Source organism: Streptomyces sp. NPDC046122 (assembly GCF_056429965.1).
The window spans coordinates 182,005-198,356 of record NZ_JBWKLQ010000006.1; the positions used below are offsets into that span (position 1 = coordinate 182,005).

The 16,352-nt window shown below is 72.0% G+C and carries 13 protein-coding genes and 1 pseudogene; 4 read left to right on the plus strand and 10 right to left on the minus strand.

All coding sequences use genetic code 11. The annotated features are described in order from the left end of the window. Positions 1-206: 206 nt before the first annotated feature. From AC07FK_RS18860 to AC07FK_RS18895, 8 genes are all read right to left on the minus strand, one after another. On the minus strand, positions 207-1,211 hold the full coding sequence (locus AC07FK_RS18860) for a sugar phosphate isomerase/epimerase family protein (RefSeq protein WP_479106021.1): 1,005 nt from the start codon (positions 1,209-1,211) through the stop codon (positions 207-209). A gap of 14 nt (positions 1,212-1,225) precedes the next feature. Then, positions 1,226-2,476 (minus strand): Gfo/Idh/MocA family protein, encoded by a 1,251-nt coding sequence (locus AC07FK_RS18865; RefSeq protein WP_479106022.1) that lies wholly within the window; start codon positions 2,474-2,476, stop codon positions 1,226-1,228. Positions 2,477-2,539: 63 nt separating this feature from the next. Then, positions 2,540-3,577: a substrate-binding domain-containing protein gene (locus tag AC07FK_RS18870; RefSeq protein ID WP_479106023.1), complete on the minus strand. Its 1,038-nt coding sequence runs from the start codon at positions 3,575-3,577 to the stop codon at positions 2,540-2,542. Positions 3,578-3,638: 61 nt separating this feature from the next. Further along, positions 3,639-4,676, minus strand: a complete 1,038-nt coding sequence (locus AC07FK_RS18875) for an ABC transporter permease (protein WP_479106025.1) — start codon at positions 4,674-4,676, stop codon at positions 3,639-3,641. Further along, complete coding sequence (locus AC07FK_RS18880; protein ID WP_479106026.1) at positions 4,673-6,172, minus strand: sugar ABC transporter ATP-binding protein; 1,500 nt, start codon at positions 6,170-6,172, stop codon at positions 4,673-4,675. The genes AC07FK_RS18875 and AC07FK_RS18880 overlap by 4 nt, the downstream gene beginning before the upstream one ends. Before the next feature lie 400 nt (positions 6,173-6,572). Next, positions 6,573-7,754: an ROK family transcriptional regulator gene (locus tag AC07FK_RS18885; protein ID WP_479106027.1), complete on the minus strand. Its 1,182-nt coding sequence runs from the start codon at positions 7,752-7,754 to the stop codon at positions 6,573-6,575. A gap of 242 nt (positions 7,755-7,996) precedes the next feature. Then, positions 7,997-8,671, minus strand: coding sequence for a GntR family transcriptional regulator (locus AC07FK_RS18890; RefSeq protein WP_479106028.1), 675 nt, complete (start codon positions 8,669-8,671; stop codon positions 7,997-7,999). Between the two features lie 119 nt (positions 8,672-8,790). Then, positions 8,791-9,738, minus strand: coding sequence for a beta-ketoacyl-ACP synthase III (locus AC07FK_RS18895; RefSeq protein ID WP_479106029.1), 948 nt, complete (start codon positions 9,736-9,738; stop codon positions 8,791-8,793). Between the two features lie 317 nt (positions 9,739-10,055). Here AC07FK_RS18895 and AC07FK_RS18900 point away from each other — a divergent pair. Then, positions 10,056-10,476 (plus strand): annotated as a pseudogene (locus AC07FK_RS18900) (4Fe-4S binding protein); the annotation flags it as partial. A gap of 42 nt (positions 10,477-10,518) precedes the next feature. Further along, positions 10,519-11,358: a formate dehydrogenase accessory sulfurtransferase FdhD gene (fdhD, locus tag AC07FK_RS18905; protein WP_479106030.1), complete on the plus strand. Its 840-nt coding sequence runs from the start codon at positions 10,519-10,521 to the stop codon at positions 11,356-11,358. Positions 11,359-11,444: 86 nt separating this feature from the next. Here the strand turns inward: fdhD and AC07FK_RS18910 are convergent, their stop codons facing one another. Together AC07FK_RS18910 and AC07FK_RS18915 are read right to left on the minus strand one after the other, a co-directional pair. After that, positions 11,445-11,858, minus strand: a complete 414-nt coding sequence (locus tag AC07FK_RS18910; protein ID WP_479106031.1) for a (2Fe-2S) ferredoxin domain-containing protein — start codon at positions 11,856-11,858, stop codon at positions 11,445-11,447. A gap of 100 nt (positions 11,859-11,958) precedes the next feature. After that, positions 11,959-13,002, minus strand: a complete 1,044-nt coding sequence (locus AC07FK_RS18915; RefSeq protein ID WP_479106032.1) for a bile acid:sodium symporter family protein — start codon at positions 13,000-13,002, stop codon at positions 11,959-11,961. 440 nt (positions 13,003-13,442) lie between these two features. On the opposite strand from AC07FK_RS18915, the gene AC07FK_RS18920 reads away from it, so the two are divergent. After that, positions 13,443-15,242, plus strand: a complete 1,800-nt coding sequence (locus AC07FK_RS18920; protein WP_479106033.1) for an AMP-dependent synthetase/ligase — start codon at positions 13,443-13,445, stop codon at positions 15,240-15,242. 219 nt (positions 15,243-15,461) lie between these two features. After that, positions 15,462-16,298 (plus strand): aldo/keto reductase, encoded by an 837-nt coding sequence (locus AC07FK_RS18925; RefSeq protein ID WP_479106035.1) that lies wholly within the window; start codon positions 15,462-15,464, stop codon positions 16,296-16,298. Positions 16,299-16,352 lie beyond the last annotated feature (54 nt).

A 16,352-nucleotide genomic window follows, 5' to 3' on the forward strand; every position in this document is an offset into this window, starting at 1 on the left:
CCTGTACACCTCAGGGACGGTAGCCGCGTTCGTCCGGAACTGAAAGCCCTTGCGCAGCAGCCAAGTTGAACTTTCTCCCGCCGCAGGACAAAGCACTGCCGGGACAGCCGGGACCGGCCCGGCGGCGGCAGTTCCGCCGCCCGGCTGGGGGCGGTCCCCGGCTCGTCGCCGGGCCGGGGACCTGCGGGATTCGGTGCGGGCGAGTCCTACTCCGCCCCTCCGAACGCCGCGTCGAACGACGCCGTCGGCGGCTCGAAGTCGTAGCGCCTCAGCGTGGCCAGCGCCTCCGGAGCGCCCGTGAGGCGGTCCATGCCCGCGTCCTCCCACTCCACCGAGACCGGCCCCTCGTACCCGATCGAGCGCAGCATGCGGAACACGTCCTCCCAGGGGACGTCACCGTGCCCGGCCGACACGAAGTCCCACCCCCGGCGCGGGTCGCCCCACGGCAGGTGGGAGCCGAGCCGGCCGTTGCGTCCGTCGAGCCGCTTGCGCGCCTCCTTGCAGTCCACGTGGTAGATCCGGTCCCGGAAGTCGTACAGGAAACCCACCGGGTCCAGGTCCTGCCACACGAAGTGGCTCGGGTCGAAGTTGAGCCCGAAGGCCGGCCGGTGCCCGACCGCCTCCAGCGCCCGCTGCGTCGTCCAGTAGTCGTACGCGATCTCGCTCGGATGCACCTCGTGGGCGAAACGCACCCCCTCCGCGTCGAACACGTCGAGGACCGGGTTCCAGCGCTCGGCGAAGTCCTCGTACCCGCGCTCGATCATGTGCGGCGGCACCGGCGGAAACATCGCCACCAGGTGCCAGATCGAGGACCCCGTGAAGCCGATGACCGTACGGACCCCGAAGGCGGCGGCGGCCCGGGCCGTGTCCGCCATCTCGGCCGCGGCCCGCCGGCGTACGCCCTCGGGTTCGCCGTCGCCCCAGATCCGCGCCGGCAGGATGGCCCGGTGCCGCTCGTCGATGGGCGCGTCGCAGACCGCCTGGCCGACCAGGTGGTTGGAGATCGCCCAGCATCTGAGGCCGTACTTGTCGAGGAGCTGCCGGCGTCCCGCCAGGTAGCCGGGTTCGTTCAGCGCCTTGTCGACCTCGAAGTGGTCGCCCCAGCAGGCGAGTTCGAGCCCGTCGTAGCCGAAGTCCCGGGCCAGCCGGCAGACCTCCTCCAGCGGCAGGTCGGCCCACTGGCCGGTGAAGAGCGTGAACGGTCGTGGCATGGGTGACGGCCCTCCTAGGGGAGTGCGGGGAGTACGGGCGTGTAGATCGCGTTCTTCACGGCGCTCTCCTCCACCGCCGCCAGCACCCGCTGCACCCGCAGCCCGTCCGCGAAGGACGGCTCCGGGTCGGCGCCGGTGGCGATGGCGTGCAGCAGGTCGCGCGCCTGGTGGACGAAGGTGTGCTCGTACCCCAGGGCGTGGCCCGGCGGCCACCACGCCTCCAGGTACGGATGCTGCGGTTCGGTCACCAGGATCCGCCGGAATCCCGAGGAGACGGCGGGCTCGGTGTGGTCGTGGAAGGACAGCTCGTTCAGCCGTTCCAGGTCGAAGGCCAGCGAACCCCGCTCGCCGTTGAGTTCGACGCTGAGCGCGTTCTTGCGGCCCGCCGCCGTACGGGTCGCCTCGAACGAGGCCAGCGCTCCCGAGGCCAGTCGCGCGGTGAAGAGCGCGGCGTCGTCGACCGTCACCTCACCGCGCCCGCCGCCCGCGGGCCCGGCCCCTGAGAGCCCGGCCGTCGCGCCCGCCGGCAGCGGCCGCGACCGGACGAACGTCTCGGTCATGGCCGAGACCCCCACCACCGGCTCCCCCGCCAGGTACTGGGCGAGGTCGACGATGTGCGCGCCGAGGTCGCCGAGCGCGCCCGATCCCGCGTGCTCGCGCTGGAGCCGCCAGGTCAGCGGAAAGTCCGGGTCGACGAGCCAGTCCTGGAGATAGGTGACCCGCACGTGCCGCAGCGCCCCGAGCCTGCCCTCCGCGACCAGCCGCCGGGCGTACGTCAGGGCGGGCACCCGGCGGTAGTTGAAGCCGACCATCGCCACCTGGCCCCGGGCGCGGGCCCGCTCGGCGGCGGCCGTCATCGCCTCCGCCTCGGCGACCGAATTGGCCAGGGGCTTCTCGCAGAGCACGTGCTTGCCCGCTTCGAGGGCGGCGACGGCGATCTCGGCGTGGCTGTCGCCCGGTGTGCAGATGTCGACGATCTGCACGTCGTCGCGGGCGACGAGATCGCGCCAGTCGGTCTCCGCCGCCGCCCACCCGTGCTGGTCCGCCGCGGCGCGCACGGCCACCGCGTCGCGTCCGCAGACGGCCGCCAGGACCGGCCGTACCGGCAGGTCGAAGACACGGGCCGCGGTCCGCCAGCCCTGCGAGTGGGCGGCTCCCATGAACGCGTATCCGACCATGCCGACGCCGAGCTCCGGCGGTGGCGCACCGGCCGGCGCGCCGGTCCCGGCGCCTGTGTCCGTCTGTGACTCTTCCCTGCGGGCCATACGGATTCCTCCTCGTCGAACTCGTCACTCGCACGGTGGGGGCAGGCGGGCGCGGCGACCCGGTCAGCTGAAGCCCGTCGGCAGGTACTCGTCGACGTTGTCCTTGGTCACGACGGCCGAGTAGAGGGTGATCGAGGCCGGTATCTCCAGTTCCGACATCCCGGCCACGCCCTTGCCCTGGCCGAGCGCGCGCGCCAGGTCGATGGCGGAGGCGGCCATCGTCGGCGGGTAGAGGACGGTGGCCTTCAGCACGCTGTCGTCGGCCTTGATCGCGTCCATCGCGGCCTTGGCGCCGGCCCCGCCGACCATCAGGAAGTCGTCCCGCCCGGCCTGCTGGATGGCGCGCAGGGCGCCCACGCCCTGGTCGTCGTCGTGGTTCCACAGGGCGTCGAACTGCTTCTGCGCCTGCAGCAGCTGGGCCATCTTGGCCTGGCCGGACTCGACGGTGAAGTCCGCCGCCTGGCGGGCCACCCGCTTGACGTTGGGGTAGTTCTTGAGGGCGTCCGCGAAGCCCTGGCTGCGCTGCTTGGTGAGCTCCAGGTTGTCGAGGCCCGCGAGCTCCACCACCTTGGCGTTCTTCTTGTCCTTGAGCTGCTCGCCGATGTAGTTGCCCGCGTTGAGGCCCATGCCGTAGTTGTCGCCGCCGATCCAGCAGCGGTAGGCCTGCGGCGAGGCGAAGATGCGGTCCAGGTTGACGACGGGGATGCCCGCCTTCATGGCCTGGAGGCCGACCTGGGTGAGGGCCTTGCCGTCGGCCGGCAGGATCACCAGTACGTCGACCTTCTTGTTGATCAGCGTCTGGACCTGGCCGATCTGCGCGGCGGTGTCGTTGGACCCCTCGGTGATCTCCAGCGTCACCTCCGAGTACTTCGCGGCGCGTGACTTCGCGTTCTCGTTGATGGCGTTGAGCCAGCCGTGATCGGCCTGCGGTCCGGCGAAGCCGATGGTGACCTTCTTGCCGGGCTTGTCGCCGGGGGCGGCCGGTTCGTTGTTCGCGGCCGGTTCCTTCTTGGGCTCGTTGCTGGTGCAGGCGGTGAGCAGCGCGCCGGCGGACACGGCGGCGGTGCCGAAGAGCAGTCCTCTGCGACTGGTTTCTGGCATGGCGGTTCCAACCCTTCAGGTCGGGGCTTGCGGGGGTACGGGGGGACGAGCGATGCGGGCGTCAGGTCTCGCCGTCGCGCGCGGTGCGGCGCTGGACCAGGACGGCGGCGACGATGATGGCGCCCTTGGCGATCTGCTGGACGTCGCTCTGGAGGTTGTTGAGCGCGAAGATGTTGGTGATCGTGATGAAGACGAGGACACCGAGCACGGAGCCGACGATCGTGCCCCGGCCGCCGCTGAGCAGGGTCCCGCCGATGATCGCCGCCGCGATGGCGTCGAGCTCGTACAGGTTGCCGTTGGTGTTCTGTCCCGAGCCGGACAGGACGATCAGAAGGAAGGCGGCGATTCCGCAGCACAGTCCGGACAGCAGGTAGAGGTAGAGGCGCTGGCGGCGTACGTCAATGCCGGCGAGCCTGGCCGCTTCCGCGTTGCCGCCGACCGCGACCGTACGCCGGCCGAAGGTGGTGCGGTTGAGCAGCAGCCAGCCCACAACGGTGACGACGCCGAAGACGAGGACGAGGGGCGGCACGCCGAGGACGTAGGAGTCGGGGACGCCGAGGTCCAGTACGGACTCCACCGTGACGATCTGCGTCTTGCCGTCGGTGATCTGCAGCGCGAGTCCGCGGGCGGAGGCCAGCATGGCGAGCGTCGCGATGAACGGCACCAGCCCGCCGTACGCGATGAGCAGCCCGTTGACGAGTCCGCAGGCCAGGCCCACGACCACCGCCGTGAAGAGGATGCCGGCGAAGCCGTACTCCTGCGTCGCGAGCGTCGTCGCCCACACCGAGGCGAGCGCCACGATCGCGCCGACCGACAAGTCGATGCCGCCGCTGGTGATGACGAAGGTCATGCCGACGGTGACGACGCCGATCACGGACGCCTGGGTGAGGACGAGCTGGAGATTGCTGCTGTCCAGGAACTGCTCGGGCTTGGTGAACCCGCCGACCGCGACGAGGACCGCGAGTACGCCGAGCAGCGAGAGGTTGCGCACGTCCAGGCGCAGCCCGAGCCGGTCCCGCTGCCGCCCGGGCGTCTTGGCGGTGGGTGCGGCCGGTTCGTCGTGCCGTTGCCGCTGTGCCGGTGAGACTGGCTGCGTCATGGCGTGGGGCTCCCTTCCATCACGAGGTCGAGTACGCGGTGCTCGTCGAGCTCCCGGGCGGGCGCGGTGTGGACGACACGGCCCTCCCTGAGCACCAGCACCCGGTCGGCGAGGCCCAGGACTTCCGGGACCTCGCTGGATACGAGGAGTACGGCGAGCCCCTCGTCCGCCAGCCGGCGGATGACGGCGTACAGCTCGGCCCGCGCGCCGACGTCGACGCCGCGTGTCGGCTCGTCGAGCAGCAGGACGCGGCAGCCGCGCAGCAGCCAGCGGGCGAGTACGGCCTTCTGCTGGTTGCCGCCGGAGAGCGTGCGGACGTTGGCGTCGGGGTTGTCGGGGCGCAGGGACAGTTCGCGGGTGGCGGCCCGGGCGGCCGCGCGTTCGGCCGTACGGTCGAGCCAGCCGCCGCGCGAGAAGCGGGACAGGGTCGACACGGACACGTTGCGCGTGACGGATTCCAGCATCAGCAAACCCTGCGCCTTGCGCTCCTCGGGGGCGAGTCCGATGCCCGCGCGGACTGCGGCGCGGACGCTGCCGGGGCGCAGCGGCCGCCCGTCGACGAGCACGCGGCCGGCGGTGGGCCTGCGCGCGCCGTAGATCGTCTCCAGGACCTCGGAGCGCCCGGAGCCGACGAGCCCGGCCAGACCGACGATCTCGCCGGGCCTGATGTCGAGGTCGAGTGCCGCGAACTCGCCCTGTCTGACGAGTCCTTCGACGCGCAGGACCGGATCTGCGGCGGCGGCCGGAGCACCGTCCGCGGACCGCCGGGGGAAGACGTACCCGACGTCGCGGCCGGTCATGAGCGCGACGACGTCACGGGTCGGGGTGGTCTTGGCGGGCAGTCCGACCGCGACCGCCCGGCCGTCCTTGAGTACGGTCACGCGGTCGCCGATGCGGCGGATCTCCTCCAGCCGGTGGGAGATGTAGACGACGGCGACGCCGTCCGCGGTGAGTCCGGCGACGATCCGGAAGAGGTTCTCGACCTCGTCGGGGTCCAGTGCGGCGGAGGGTTCGTCCATCACGATGAGGCGTACGTCGTGGGAGAGTGCCCGCGCCATGGACACGATCTGCTGCTGGGCGGCGGAGAGCGAGCCGACGAGGCGGCCGGCGTCGATCTCGCGGTGGCCGAGGCGTTCGAGGAGCGCGGTCGCGGACGCGCGGGCCTGCCTGCCGCGTACGACGAAGCCGGCGGTGGTCGGCTCGTGGCCGAGGAAGATGTTCTCGGCCACCGACAGGCCCTCCACCAGGTCGAGTTCCTGGTAGATGGTGGCGATGCCGAGGCGCATGGCGGCGATGGGCGACCTGAGGGCGACGGTGGCCCCCTGCCAGGTGATCTCGCCGCCGTCGGGCTGGTGCACGCCGGCGAGGACCTTGATGAGGGTGGACTTGCCGGCGCCGTTCTGGCCGAGCAGGCAGTGGACCTCCCCCGCCTCGACCTCCAGATCGACGCCGTCGAGGGCGCGGACGCCGGGGAACGACTTGGTGATGCCGGACATGGTGAGAAGAAGGGGTGGGGCTGTTGGGGCTTCTGGGGCTGTTGGTGGTGGTGCCATGACGGTTCCCCTCGGCTGGTGCGGCGGCCGGTGAGCGAGCAGGGCAGGACGGGGCGGAAGTAGCGGGGCTGGTGGGACTGGTGAGGCCAGTGGGACTGGGGGTGCGGGCGAAGCGAGTGGTGCGAGCCGTCGGAGCAGGCGGGCAGGGCGGAGCTGGGCACGGCGAAGCCGGACCGTGTGCGGTGGTGCGGTGCCGGGCCGTTTGACGTGGTGCCGGGCCGTGTTGCGGTGGTGCCGGGCCGTGTGTTCGGTGGTACGGGCAGTGTGTTCGGTGGTACGGGCAGTCTGTTCGGTGGTGCCGGCGCGACGGGTCGCGTACGGGGCGTACGGGCGTCGGCCGGGGTCAGGCGGGCGAGAACAGGTGGTCGCTGATGAGCCGGGCCGCGCCGATCACACCGGCGGCGGGTCCCAACTCGCCCAGGACGATGGGGAGGTTGCCGGTGGCCAGCGGCAGCGACTGGCGGTAGACCTGGGTGCGGACGCTGGCGAGCAGGGTGTGGCCGAGGCCGGTCACCCCGCCGCCGATCACCACGAGCCCGGGGTTGAAGAAGCTGACGAGTCCGGCGATGACCTGGCCGACGCGGTTGCCGCCCTCGCGGATGAGGTCGAGCGAGGTGGCGTCGCCGGCCGCGGCGGCCGCGGCGACGTCGGCGGCGGTGAGCCGCCCCGCCGCTTCGAGGCGCGCCGCCAGTTCCGGCGAGCGGCCGGAGCGGGCCGCGTCCTCGGCGTCGCGGGCGAGCGCGGCGCCGCTGAAGTGGGCTTCCAGGCAGCCCTTGTTGCCGCAGGCGCAGGCGCGGCCCTCCGGCTCGACCTGGATGTGGCCGATGTCGCCGGCGCTGCCGGTGGTGCCCCGGTAGACCTCGCCGCCGACGACGATGCCGCAGCCGATGCCGGTGCCGATCTTGACGCAGAGGAAGTCGCCCACCGAGCGGGCGACGCCCGCGTGCTGCTCCCCCATCGCCATCAGGTTCACGTCGTTGTCGACCATGACGGGGCAGCCGAGCTCCTGGCTGAGCGCCTCGCGTACGGGAAAGCCGTCCCAGCCCGGCATGATCGGCGGTGCGACCGGCACGCCCTCCGGGAAGCGGACCGGGCCCGGCACGCCGATGCCCGCCCCGTCGAAGCCCTCGGCCAGGCCGGAAGCCCTGAGCTTGGCCGCCAGCGCGAGGGCCTGCTCGAAGACCGCGACCGGGCCCTCGCGTACGTCCATGGGGTGGTTGAGGTGGCCGAGTACCTCCAGCTCCGCGTTGGTGACGGCGACGTCGATCGAGGTGGCGCCGATGTCGATGCCCAGGAAGCGCAGGGCGGGCGCGAGCCTGATGTTGTGCGAGCGGCGACCGCCCCGGGAGGCGGCGAGGCCGTCGGCGACCACCAGACCGGTGTCGAGGAGCCGGTCGACCTCGACGGCGAGTTTGGAGCGGGAGAGGTCGATCTGGTCGCCGAGCTGGGCACGGGAGCTGGGTCCGCCGTCCCGCAGCAGACGGAGCAGCCGCGCCTGGTGCGCGTTCGCCGGTCGAGCCGTCATCCGCCTCACGTGCCCCTCCCTGCCTCATCGGCCGTTCACTGCCGGGCTTTGGAGGGGAACGTAGCAGCGACTGCCGGGAGTGGGAAGAAGTTACGCAGGAATCCGCCACACCTTTCTCCACACCGAGGACAAAGGTGGTTCCTGGCTCAACTGCGGCGCTCGCGACCCGGGTTGCGCCTGCCGCGCACCGGTCGGCGGGCCCCCGGGGGCCGCCGGCCGAGGCGCGCCGACGCATCGTCCCGCTAGGCCACGCGCTCGTGGTAGGTCGTGCGGGTGTGCTCCGTGTGGGCGCGCATGATCTCGGTGGCGCGCCGCTCGTCGCGGTCCGCGATCGCGGCGATCAGTTCGCGGTGCTCGATCCAGGACTGCCTGCCCCGCTGCCGGGCGACCGGCGTGTAGTACCAGCGGACACGCCGGCCGACCTGCGCCGCGAGTTCCGTGAGCACGGCATTGCCCGCCACTTCCATCACCTTGGCGTGGAACTGGGCGTTGAGGGACACGGCGAGGTCCACGTCGTCGTCCGCGACAGCCCGCTCGCCCGCCGCGCACACCTCTTCGAGCGCGGCGATCTGGGCCGACCCCGCGTTGGCGGCGGCGAGCCGGGCCGCCTCCGCCTCCAGGAGGGTGCGCACGGAGAGCAGCTGGTCCGCCTCCTCCCCGGTGGGCTCGTGCACGAACGCGCCCTGCGCGGGCCGCAGATCGACCCACCCCTCGGTGTTCAGCCGCTGCAACGCCTCGCGCACCGGTTGCCGGGACACCCCGAGGTGCCCGGCGAGCTCGCTCTCGACCAGGTGCTGGCCGGGCCGCAGGGCCCGGGTCGTGATGAGTTCGAGCAGCGCCTCGTACACGCGCTCGCGGAGCGGTCCCGGCCTTTCCAGCTTGGGTACGGTCCCTTGCGGCAGTCCTGCGGACAACATCGCGGTGCCCCCTTCGGGCCGACATCGGCGCGCGCTGACGTCAATTGGCTATCGTCTACAGTCTACCGATCGTCTTCCCGGGTATGCCGAGACCTCGTCACCCCCGCGACCGGCGAGGGTCACGGGCAGCGGATGACCTGGCCGGCGTACGAGAGGTTCCCGCCGAAACCGAAGAGCAGGACCGGCGCGCCGGACTCGATCTCGCCGCGCTCGACCAGCTTGGACAGGGCCATCGGGATGCTGCCCGCCGAGGTGTTGCCGGAGTCGACCACATCGCGGGCCACGACCGCGTTCACGGCGCCGATCTTCTGCGCGAGGGGCTCGATGATCCGCAGGTTCGCCTGGTGCAGGACGACTCCAGCCAGCTCCTCCGGCGTCACGCCGGCCCGCTCGCACACCTTGCGCGCGATGGGCGGCAGCTGCGTGGTCGCCCAGCGGTAGACGGACTGGCCCTCCTGGGCGAAGCGCGGGGGCGTGCCCTCGATCCGTACGGCGTGCCCCATCTCGGGCACCGAGCCCCAGAGCACCGGGCCGATGCCCGGCTCCTCGCCGTCGGAGCACGCCTCGACGACCGCGGCGCCCGCGCCGTCGCCGACGAGCACACAGGTCGTGCGGTCGGACCAGTCGGCGATCTCGGCCATCTTGTCGGCGCCGATGACCAGCGCGCGGGTGGCGGATCCGGCCCGTACGGCGTGGTCGGCGGTGGCGAGGGCGTGCGTGAAGCCCGAGCAGACGACGTTGAGGTCCATCACGGCGGGCGAGGCCATGCCGAGGCGGGCCGCGACGCGGGCGGCCATGTTCGGCGAGCGGTCGATCGCGGTGGAGGTGGCGACCAGGACCAGATCGATGTCGGCCGGGGCGAGCCCGGCGGACGCCAGCGCCTTGGCCGCGGCGTGCGCGGCCAGTTCGTCCACGGGCTCGTCCGGGCCCGCGATGTGGCGGGTCCTGATGCCGACCCGGCTGGTGATCCACTCGTCGCTGGTGTCGACCATGGCCGCCAGATCGTCGTTCGTGAGCACCTTGGCAGGCTGATAGTGCCCGAGCGCGACGACTCGTGAGCCGGTCATTGGCGGTTCCACCCCTCTTTGCGGACAGTCGGAACGGTCCAGTCTTCTTTGTGACTCACCGGTACGAGGGCAGGTGAACCGACAGGATTCGCTCCCGAGTCTTTGGAGCTTCCTGCTGAGGGCGTCCCCTCACCCGCCCCCGCCCCGTCCGTGCGCCGACCCTTGACCGCCCCGGGGGATACTGCAGACAATATTCTGTCGACCTTCGCGCTCCCCCTCACTCGGTCCCTCACCGATCGGAGAGCCCCGTGAAAGTCGCAGTTGTCGGCGCCGGAGCCATCGGCGCGTACGTCGGGGCCGCGCTCCACCGCGCGGGCGAGCTCTACGTCCGCGACTACGACAAGTGCATCCTCTGCTACAAGTGCGGCGAGCAGTGGCAGAGCACCTTCGCCATCGCCGTCGCCGGGCGCGGCTTCGACGCCCGCATCTCGGTGGAGCAGGACGCCCCGCTGACGGACTCGGCGTGCGTGTACTGCGGCAACTGCATCGAGGTCTGCCCGACGGGCGCGCTGAGTTTCAAGTCGGAGTTCGACATGCGGGCGGCCGGGACCCCGGGAAGAGGAGGCACAGACGCGGACGACGACGGTGTGCGCGTACTGCGGCGTCGGCTGCAACGTCACGCTGCACGTGCAGGACAATGAGATCGTCAAGGGCACCTCGCCGCACGACAACCCGGTGACCCACGGCAATCTGTGCATCAAGGGCCGGTTCGGCTACCAGCACGTACAGCAGCGCTGACGGCGCGGATCACGAAGAACCCGAAGAAACGGACTGATCACCATGGGACGGGTCACCGAGCGCCGCCGCGTCATCCGCGTCAGGGACGGGGCGGTGAGCACCCGGCCGGACACGCTGGTCGCCGAGGAGCCGCTGGAGATCCGCCTCAACGGCAAGCCGCTGGCGATCACGATGCGCACGCCCGGCGACGACTTCGCACTGGCTGCCGGCTTCCTGGTGAGCGAGGGGGTGCTGGGCGCCGCCGGCGACGTGCGGTCGATCGTGTACTGCGCGGGGGCGACGGCGGACGGCGCCAACACGTACAACGTGGTCGACGTGCAGCTCGCGCCCGGCGTCCCGGTTCCCGACATCACTCTGGAGCGCAACGTCTACACGACGTCGTCGTGCGGCCTCTGCGGCAAGGCCAGCCTGGACGCGGTCCGCACCACGGCCCGTTTCCCGATGGCCGACACTCCCCCGGTCCGTCTGACGCCCGAGCTGCTCGCCGGCCTCCCCGACCGGCTCCGCGCGGCGCAGCAGGTGTTCGACAGGACCGGGGGCCTGCACGCGGCGGCCCTGTTCTCGGAGGCGGGCGAGCTGCTCGACGTACGGGAGGACGTGGGCCGGCACAACGCGGTCGACAAGCTCGTGGGCCGGGCGCTCACGGACGGGCGGCTGCCGCTGTCCCGTGCGGTGCTGCTGGTCTCCGGGCGGGCGTCGTTCGAGCTGGCGCAGAAGGCGGTGATGGCCGGGATCCCGGTGCTCGCGGCGGTCTCCGCACCGTCGTCGCTGGCCGTGGACCTAGCGGCCGAGACGGGTCTGACGCTGGTGGGCTTCCTGCGCGGTCCGAACATGAACGTGTACGCGGGCGACGAGCGCATCGCCCTGCACTCCGGGGTCTGACGCGCCCGCGGCACGGTATACGGGCCCGGCCGGCGGGGAGCGCCCCCTGCGCCGGCCGGGCCTCTCCGCAGGCCGCAGTCCCCGTCCTAGCGCCTGCCGCGCCGGGCGCGCTGCCTGGCCTCGGCCGGGGGCGGGATGAACTGGAGCGCGAGGGTGGCGGGGGGTTCGGCGACGCCGGGACCGCCGGCCGCGACCCAGGTCAGGATGTCGTCCGTGCAGTCGTCGTCCAGCGCCCAGCCGACCCAGGCCGCGCGCCCGCCTCTGCGGCGGCCCTCCGTGGACGGCTGGACGACCACGACGTTGGCCTGGCCGCAGGGGCCGAGGCAGTCGCTGGTGCGCACGAGGAGCCGCCCGCCGGAAGCGGCGGCCGCGTCGCGCAGCCGCCGCAGCTGACCCTCGTGGTCCGTGCCGGGGTTCTTCCGGGCGTCGCCGCAGCAGCAGCCGCGGCACACGGTGAGGGCGCAGGGGCGGGCCCCGAAGGGACGTATCGCGGAAGTCACTTGACGATCTTGCCAGTCGGCCCGGCGGCGTGCCGCCGCCGGGCACGAGGGGTTGGTCACGTCGGGCGCGGGCCCGGCGCGGCCGCCCCGGGGCCCGCCGTCACACGCCGGAGGGGCTGGAGCGGCGCGGCGCCGCTTCGGGCCGCCGCGGCCCGTCCGCCGGCGCGCCGTCGCGCGAGCGCCGCTTCGCCAGTACCGCGCACACCATCAGCTGGGTCTGGTGGAAGAGCATCAGCGGCAGTACGGCCAGGCTCGCCTCCGCCCCGAACAGCACGCTCGCCATCGGCAGCCCCGCCGCGAGCGACTTCTTCGACCCGGCGAACTGGATCGCGATCCGGTCGGCGCGGCCGAAACCGAGCCGCTTCGCCCCGTACCAGCTCACCGTGAGCATCGTCGCGAGCAGCACCGCCTCGACCCCCATCAGCGCCCCGAACCTGCCGGGGCTCACCTGGTGCCAGACGCCCGCCGTCACGCCGTGGCTGAACGCGGTGTAGACGACGAGCAGGATCGACCCCCGGTCCACGTAGCCCAGGGCCTTCTTGTGCCGCAGCAGGAAGCCGCCGACCCAGCGGCGCAGCAGCTGGCCCGCCAGGAACGGCACCAGGAGCTGGAGGACGATCCTGAGCACCGAGTCGGCGGAGAGACCGCCCGCGCGGCCGCCGATCAGCAGCGCCGCGAGCAACGGGGTGAGGACGATCCCGACGAGGCTGGAGAAGGAGCCCGCGCAGATCGCCGCCGGAACGTTTCCGCGCGCGATCGAGGTGAAGGCGATCGAGGACTGGACGGTCGAGGGAACGAGGCACAGGAAGAGGAAGCCGGCGTAGAGCTCGGGTGTCAGGACGTACGGCACCAGGCCCCTCGCCGCCAGGCCGAGCAGCGGGAAGAGCGCGAAGGTGCAGACGAGGACCACCAGGTGCAGCCGCCAGTGGCGCAGCCCGTCGAGCGCCTCGCGGGTGGAGAGCCGCGCGCCGTACAGGAAGAACAGCAGCGCGACGGCCCCGGTCGAGGCCCCGCCGACGGCCTCGGCCGCCGCGCCGGACGCCGGCAGCAGGGTCGCGAGGACGACGGTGCCGATCAGCAGGAGCACGTACGGATCGAGGGGCAACCAGGACGGCAACGAAAACTGCGGCGTGCGGCGGCTCATGCGCTCCTGGTGCTCCACTTGCTGTCGTGCGGTACGCGGGGGCGGTGGCCGGGACGTACGCGCGGTCGATACGTGCGCTCCCCATGTTTCCACCGCTCCCATGGTCCACCGGAACCGGGCGATCGGGATTCCCGCATTCCGTGCTCGGGCGGAAGCGGGGCCGCCGCACGGCGGCGTGGGCGGGCGGCGTGGGTGGTGGGCGGAGCGGAAAGCAGGTGTACAGATTCCGTGGAGATTCCGGCGCGTCGTACTTACTCCACAGTCAGGAGACCGCCCGCGACTTCCCCGATGTGACCGCATATCGCCCGTTGAGCTGTGCATATGCACAGTCGTTCGGATTACGCGACCCCCTGCCGCGCACCCGTGCCGTGGGGTAGCGTCGCGGCGCTGTGCGGAGCGTCACAAGGAGCAGGTCATTGCGCGAGTTCACTGTCCCACCCATGGCGACGGCGCCTCAGGTCGGCGGGCTGGCGGACGTCGTGTTCGACCGTGCCGAACAGGACCCGCACCGCGTCGTGCTCGGGCGCAAGGGGGACGACGGGCGGTGGCACGACGTGTCGGCCGGCCGGTTCCGGGACGAGGTGCTGGCGGTCGCCAAGGGGCTGCTGGCGCAGGGCGTGCGGTTCGGCGACCGGGTCGCGATCATGTCGCGTACGCGCTACGAGTGGACCCTGTTCGACTTCGCCCTGTGGACGGTCGGGGCCCAGCCGGTCCCGATCTATCCCACCGCGTCCGCCGATCAGGTCTTCTGGACCCTGTACGACGCCGGGGTCACGGCCTGCGTGGTCGAGCACGAGGACCACGCGATGACCATCGGCTCGGTGGTCGACCGGCTGCCGATGCTGGGGCGCCTGTGGCAGCTCGACGCGGGCGCGGAGGCGGAGGTGATCCGGGCGGGCGCGCGCCTCGACGACGACGTGGTGCACCGCCACCGGCGGGCCGTCACGCCGGACTCCGTGGCGACCGTGATCTACACCTCGGGGACCACGGGGCGGCCCAGGGGCTGCGTGCTCACGCACGCGAACTTCATGTACGAGACGGACACCGTGCTGGCCCGCTGGGAGTCGCTGTTCCACTCCAGACCCGGCGACGAGGCGGCGACGCTGCTCTTCCTCCCGCTCGCCCACGTCTTCGGGCGGATGGTCGAGGTGGCGGCCGTGCGGGGCGGGGTCAAGATGGGGCACCAGCCGGTGCTCGCGGCGCACGCGCTGATGCCCGACCTGGTGAGCTTCCGGCCGACGTTCATCCTGGCCGTGCCGTACATCTTCGAGAAGGTGTTCCACGGCGCCCGGCGCAAGGCCGAGGCGGACGGGAGGGCCGGGGCCTTCGACAAGGCCGTCGAGGTGGCGGTGCGGTACGCCGAGGCCCAGGAGCAGCGCGCGTTCGGCACCGGCCCCGGGCCTTCCGCCGCGCTGCGGCTCCAGCACCAGTTCTTCGAGAAGGCCGTGTACGCGAAGGTGCGCGATGCCATGGGCGGCCGCGTACGGCACGCGATGTCCGGCGGTTCCGGGATGGCGCGGCGGCTCGGCCTGTTCTTCGCGGGTGCGGGCGTCACGGTCTTCGAGGGGTACGGGCTGACCGAGACGACGGGGGCCGCGACCGCCAACCCGCCCGAGCGCACCCGCTACGGCACGGTGGGGCAGCCGCTCCCGGGCACCACCGTGCACATCGCCGACGACGGCGAGATCTGGCTGCGCGGCGGCCAGGTCTTCTCCGGATACCTCAACGACCCCCGGTCCACCGACGCGGTACTGCGGGACGGCTGGCTGGCCACCGGTGACATCGGGGCGCTGGACGAGGACGGCTATCTGACGATCACCGGGCGCAAGAAGGAGATCCTGGTGACCTCGGGCGGCAAGAGCGTGTCGCCTGCCGGGCTGGAGGAACGGGTCAGGTCGCACCCCCTGGTGGCCCAGTGCATCGTCGTGGGCAACGACAGGCCGTACATCGCCGCGCTCGTCACCCTCGACCAGGAGGCCGTCGACCACTGGCTCCGGATGCGCGACAAGCCGCCGCTGAGCTCGGCCGATCTGGTGCGGGACCCGGATCTGGAGACGGAGGTCCGGCGTGCGGTGGTGGCGGCGAACACCCTGGTCTCGCAGGCCGAGTCGATCCGTTCGTTCCGGATACTGGCCCACCAGTTCAGCGAGGAGCAGGGGCTGCTGACGCCCTCGCTCAAGCTGAAGCGCAAGGCGATCGAGGCGGCGTACACGGTGGAGGTGGACGCACTGTACCGATGACGGAGGGCGGGCGCGGCCGGGGGCGGCTTCGGCCGCCGCGGTCCTGCGGCTTCCGACGCATCGTCAGCTCGGCTTCGGCGTGCGCGTCCCCCGCCCGCACCCGCCGCGCCGGATCGGCGCCGCCCGTGACGCACATCTCGGCGGCCTCGCGGGAATGCGCGGCGCCCCGTGATCGTTGACCCTGGGAGTACCAACCGACGACGTAAGGATCGATCGCTCGTGAGCAAGGCCCCTTCCCTCACCCTGAACAACGGCGTCGAGATGCCCCAGCTGGGGTTCGGCGTATGGCAGGTGCCTGACGACGAGGCCGAGCAGGCCGTCGACACCGCCATCCAGGCCGGGTACCGCTCCATCGACACGGCCGCGATCTACGAGAACGAGACCGGCACGGGCAAGGCCATCGCCGCCTCCGGTGTCGCCCGCGAGGAGCTGTTCGTCACCACGAAGCTGTGGAACTCCGAGCAGGGGTTCGACTCCACGCTGCGCGCCTTCGACGAGTCGCTGGCGAAGCTGGGGCTGGACTACGTCGACCTTTACCTGATCCACTGGCCGCTGCCGTCCAAGGACGCGTACGTGGATACGTACAGGGCCTTCGAGAAGATCTACGCGGACGGCCGCGCCAAGGCGATCGGCGTGTCCAACTTCCTTCCCGAGCACCTGGAGCGGCTGATCGGCGAGACCTCCGTGGTCCCGGCCGTCAACCAGATCGAACTCCACCCGCAGCTCCAGCAGTCGGCGTCCCGCGCCTTCCACGCCCAGCACGGCATCGCGACCGAGGCATGGTCGCCGCTGGGCCAGGGCAGGGGCCTGCTGGAGGTGCCGACGGTCGTCGCCGTGGCGCGCAAGCACGGCAAGACCCCGGCCCAGGCGGTGCTGCGCTGGCACCTGCAGACCGGCAACGTCGTGATTCCGAAGTCCGTGACACCGTCGCGGATCGAGGAGAACATCGACGTGTTCGACTTCGAGCTGGACGCCGACGACCTGGCGGCGTTCGCCGCGCTCGACGAGGGCAAGCGCCTCGGCCCCGACCCGGCGACGTTCGACGCCGGAGCCTGACCCGCACGCCACGGACGAGGGCGGCGCCGACCGGTACGATCCGGTCGGCGCCGT